Genomic DNA, 1,765 nt, shown 5'->3' with positions numbered 1-1,765 from the left:
ATATTCTGTTCAATTTTCAAAGACCATTTATCTTGTCGCCCTCAAGCGACTTTCTTATCTTATCACTGGAAGTTTATTCTGTCAACAACTTTTTTTTAAAAAGTTTTTTTCAGAAACTACTTTCCATTTTCGCAAATTTACCTACTAGATATTTATCTGTATGTCATCTCTGCGACGTGTTTTATCTTACCATTATTATTCTCCATAATTTTATGTTTTATTACTAATTTAAGCATATTAATCTTAATTTATATTATTTTTCTCCATTTTTCTTAATATATCTATATACGATATGCAAGGTAACGTTTTTGCCTATTTTGATGAAATTATTGGCATTTCTATTATTAATACTTATAATTCATATTGTATAAACTAAAATGTAAGAGGTGATTTTATGACTAATGTATTAGCCAAAGACTGGTATTATTTATTAAAAGATGAATTTAAAAAGGATTATTTCTTTAACCTAAGGAATTTTCTCAATAATGAATATAAGCATCATATTATTCATCCTGATAAAGAAAATATATTTAACGCTTTAAATTTCACATCATATGAAAATATTAAAGTAGTAATATTAGGTCAGGATCCTTATCATGGAATGAATCAAGCTCATGGATTAAGTTTCTCGGTAAATCCTACTGTTGCTATTCCTCCTTCTTTAAGTAATATATATAAAGAACTAAATAATGATTTAGGTTGTTATATTCCTAACAACGGATATTTAAAAAAGTGGGCTGATCAAGGTGTTTTACTTCTTAATACTGTTCTTACTGTAAGAGATGGTGCTGCAAATTCTCATAAAAATAAAGGCTGGGAACAACTAACGGATAAGATAATAGAATTGATAAATAAAAAGAACGACCCAGTTGTTTTTATCTTGTGGGGAAATAATGCAATTCAAAAAAAATCCCTAATAACTAATAGTAAGCATCTGATATTAACATCTACTCATCCTAGTCCATTATCAGCTTTTAGAGGATTCTTTGGTAGCCATCCATTCTCAAAAGCCAACGATTTCCTTATCTCTATAAGTAAAAAACCTATAGATTGGCAAATAGAAAATATATAGGATACATATTTTTTTATTCTGTGCATATATAAAAATAGGAGCCCTATGAAAATAAACTTTACATAGGGCTCCTTATCTAATAGAATAAATCAAAATAATATCTTACATTATTTCTTTCTTTTTAAACTTTTTATAAGTAGAGTATATTAAACCACTTATCATTCCAATTACTCCTCCGGCAGCAAATGTAAAAATTATATTTTCAAAAAAAGCTCCCACAAAAATTCCTATTCCAACACCTATAGCTATTCCTTTGGTTAAATATTCATAATCCTCTTCTGATAACATAAATTTTCCCATTTTAACTACCCTCCCATATTTATATCTTAATACAAATTAATATAAAATTACTTTCTACAAATAACTATAAATCCTTTTACTTAACTTGTAAAGAGTTATTTTATAACTCTTTGTATATTTTTTATTAACTTTTTATTATTTATACCATAGAGCTTTATTTCTTTATCTATTAGTATTATATTATTGCCTTTTATCTTTAATTTATATCAGCTTAACATAGTGTTATTATATTTTTTATAAAAAAAAGATATATTAAACCGTCCATTTTAAAATAACGATTCAATATATCTTTTATAATTAATGAGTATATATTTAAGCACAAAAAAGCAGCTTATTATTCAACAAGCTGCTTACCTGGTGGCTCGACCAGGAATCGAACCAGGGACACGAGGA

2 protein-coding genes are annotated in these 1,765 nt (G+C 26.3%); one reads left to right on the top strand and one right to left on the bottom strand.

Annotated features, from left to right (window positions below; translation table 11 throughout):
* Positions 1 to 394: 394 nt before the first annotated feature.
* A complete protein-coding gene (locus Q5O29_RS09150; RefSeq protein ID WP_022212651.1) occupies positions 395 to 1,072 on the top strand; it encodes a uracil-DNA glycosylase in 678 nt (225 codons plus the stop codon).
* A gap of 102 nt (positions 1,073 to 1,174) precedes the next feature.
* On the opposite strand, the gene Q5O29_RS09145 is transcribed toward Q5O29_RS09150, so the two are convergent.
* The gene (locus Q5O29_RS09145) at positions 1,175 to 1,372 is read right to left on the bottom strand and encodes a hypothetical protein (RefSeq protein ID WP_022212650.1); all 198 of its coding nucleotides are present in this window, start codon (positions 1,370 to 1,372) and stop codon (positions 1,175 to 1,177) included.
* Positions 1,373 to 1,765: the final 393 nt, after the last annotated feature.

Origin of the sequence: Clostridium sp. CAG:265 (genome assembly GCF_000436575.1) — a bacterium.
GTDB classification, from domain to species: domain Bacteria; phylum Bacillota; class Clostridia; order Clostridiales; family Clostridiaceae; genus Clostridium; species Clostridium lentum.
Note: the sequence above shows the minus strand (reverse complement) of the source record. Positions and strands in the feature narration are given on the sequence as shown.

Excerpts from the sequence above, each read along its gene's own strand:
- Q5O29_RS09150 (WP_022212651.1), top strand. The coding sequence starts at position 395 with ATGACTAATGTATTAGCCAAAGACTGGTATTATTTATTAAAAGATGAA.
- Q5O29_RS09145 (WP_022212650.1), bottom strand. The coding sequence starts at position 1,372 with ATGGGAAAATTTATGTTATCAGAAGAGGATTATGAATATTTAACCAAA.